The organism is Isoptericola sp. NPDC060257, from assembly GCF_042726645.1.
In the GTDB taxonomy this organism is placed as follows: domain Bacteria; phylum Actinomycetota; class Actinomycetes; order Actinomycetales; family Cellulomonadaceae; genus Isoptericola; species Isoptericola nanjingensis.
Map to the genome: position 1 here is coordinate 1 of NZ_JBHXAW010000407.1, position 2,592 is coordinate 2,592.

The 2,592-nt window shown below is 72.6% G+C and carries 2 protein-coding genes; one reads left to right on the forward strand and one right to left on the reverse strand.

Going from position 1 to position 2,592, the window contains the following annotated elements; translation table 11 throughout:
- Nucleotides 1-54: 54 nt before the first annotated feature.
- Nucleotides 55-1,221: a xylose isomerase gene (xylA, locus tag ACFWEK_RS20665; RefSeq protein ID WP_430555254.1), complete on the reverse strand. Its 1,167-nt coding sequence runs from the start codon at nt 1,219-1,221 to the stop codon at nt 55-57.
- A gap of 67 nt (nt 1,222-1,288) precedes the next feature.
- Here xylA and ACFWEK_RS20670 point away from each other — a divergent pair, with 67 nt between their 5' ends.
- Nucleotides 1,289-2,518 carry an ROK family protein gene (locus tag ACFWEK_RS20670; protein ID WP_430547206.1) on the forward strand — a complete coding sequence of 410 codons (1,230 nt, stop codon included), beginning with the start codon at nt 1,289-1,291 and terminating at the stop codon, nt 2,516-2,518.
- Nucleotides 2,519-2,592 lie beyond the last annotated feature (74 nt).

The window sequence follows — 2,592 nt, forward strand, 5'->3', positions numbered from 1 at the left end:
GCCCTGTTTCGACACGAAACAGGGCCACGATCCCACCCACAACGTCGGGGATGGTCAGCCGATGAGGTGGCGCAGCGCGAGCTGGTGCAGCCGCACCAGACCGTAGTCGCGCTCGGCGACCGCGTCGACGTCGAGGTCCTCGTAGGCGGAGCGGTCGGCGAGGAAGGCGTCGAACGACTCGCCCTCGGCCAGGGTCGGCTCGCCCAGCTCGAAGATGCCGGCGTGCTCGAACGCCTTCTGCACCTCGGCGTCCTCGCGGTACGCCTTCGACTTGGCGGCGAGCATGTCGTAGGTCTCCATGTTCGCCTTCGCCGACTCCCAGACGCCGTCGAGGAACTCGGTGCGGCTGGGCTTGTAGTCGAAGTGGCGCGGGCCCTCGTAGCGCGGGCCGCCGTTGGGGAAGCCGTTCTCGAGCATGTCCACCGTGAAGAACGCGCTCAGCAGGTCGCCGTGGCCGAAGACGAGGTCCTGGTCGTACTTCGGGCCGTGCTGGCCGTTGAGGTCGATGTGGAACAGCTTGCCCGCGTACAGCGCCAGCGCGAGGCCGTGCGTGTAGTTGAGGCCGGCCATCTGCTCGTGGCCCGTCTCCGGGTTGAGGCCCACGATGTCGCCGTTGTCGAGCGTGTCGATGAGGGCGATGGCGTGGCCGATGCTCGGCAGGAAGATGTCGCCGCGCGGCTCGTTGGGCTTGGGCTCCAGCGCGATGCGCAGGTCGTAGCCCTTCTCCTTGATGTACGCCGCGACGGTGTCGATGCCCTCGGCGTAGCGGGCGTGCGCGGCGTGCAGGTCCTTGGAGTTGTCGTACTCCGTGCCCTCGCGGCCGCCCCACATGACGAATGTCGAGGCGCCCATCTCGGCGGCCAGGTCGGCGTTGCGCAGCACCTTGCGCAGGCCGTAGCGACGCACCTCGCGGTTGTTCGAGGTGAACGCGCCGTCCTTGAAGATCGGGTGCGTGAAGGTGTTGGTGGTGACCATCTCGCAGACGAGACCGGTCTCCTCGGAGGCCCTCTTCACCGCGTCGATGTGCTTCTGGCGCTCCGCGCCCTCCGCGCCGAACGGGAAGACGTCGTTGTCGTGGAACGTGAAGCCCCACGCGCCGAGGTCGGCCAGCTTGCGGATCGACTCGGCCGGGTCCAGGTCGGGGCGGGTCGCGGTGCCGAACGGGTCGGCGGCCGGCCAGCCGACGGTCCACAGGCCGAACGAGTACTTGATGTCGCTCACGGATCTCTCCTCGTCGAGTTTTGTTGTACGGCTGAACTATTGCGCGTCGCTGGGCTAGAGTCAACACGTGCCAGCCACCTCGACGACGACGCCCGCAGCTGCTCCTCGCGTGCCCGACGGCGGGGCCGCGTCGCGCCAGCACACCCTCCGCGAGCGGAACCTGCGCCTCGTCGCCGCGGCCGTGTTCGAGGCCTCCGCACCACCGTCGCGCGCCGACGTCGCCGGCGCCACCGGTCTCACCCGGGCCACCGTCTCGACCCTCGTCGACCGGCTCGTCGCCGGGGGGCTCGTCGCCGAGCTCCCGCCCGTCGCGGCGCAGAAGGCCGGCCGCCCCGCCGTCCCGCTGGTGCCCGCCGGACGGTCCGTCGTCGGGCTCGGGCTCGAGGTGAACGTCGACTACCTCGGCGCGCGCGCCCTCGACCTCGTGGGCGACGTCGTCGCCGAGCGCGTCGTCACCGGCTCGCTGCACGACTCGGACCCGCGCGACGTGCTCGCCCGGCTCCGGACCCTCGCCGCCGAGGTGGTCGCGGAGGTCGAGGCCGTCGGCATGCGCGTCGCCGGGGCACGGCTCGCGCTGCCCGGGCTCGTGGACGTGCGCGGCGGGCGGCTGGAGGTGGCGCCCAACCTGGGCTGGTCGTCCGTGGAGCCCGTCCCGGAGCTCGACCTGCGGACCGGTGACGGCGACCCGCTCGACGTCGAGGTGGCGAACGAGGCCAAGCTCGCCGCCCTCGCTGAGCTCGCGGGCGACGTGCCGCCGTCCTTCCTCTACGTCTCCGGCGACGTCGGCGTCGGCGCGGGGATCGTCGTCGACCGGCACCTGTTCCTGGGGGAGCGGGGCTGGAACGGCGAGATCGGGCACGTCGTCGTCGACCCCGCCGGCCCGCGCTGCTCGTGCGGCGCCACCGGCTGCCTCGAGCAGTACGCCGGCAAGGAGGTGCTGCTGCGGGGCTCCGGCCTGCCGTCGTCGGCGCCCGTGCACGCGATCGTCGACCTGCTGCGCGCCGGCGACGACGCAGCCCTCGACACCGTCGGCCGCGCCGGGCGCGCGCTCGGCGCCGCGCTCGCCACGTTCGTCAACCTCGTCGACGTCTCCACCATCGTGCTCGGCGGCGCGTACGCCGAGCTGTTCGGCTGGGTGGGGCACGTCGTCGGAGGGGTGGTGGAGGAGCGTGCGCTCGCCGCGCCCTTCGCGCCCGTCGACGTGCGCCCCGCCGCCGCCGGCCCGCACGCCGCCCTCACCGGCGGAGCGCGCGAGGTGCTGCGGTCGGTGGTCGCGGACCCGGCGCGCTGGGTCTGACGTCGGGCGGATCGTGTCGCTCCGAGGGTTCCGTCAGGGCGGCAGTTCGGGTCGGGGTCGGCAGTTCGGACTGC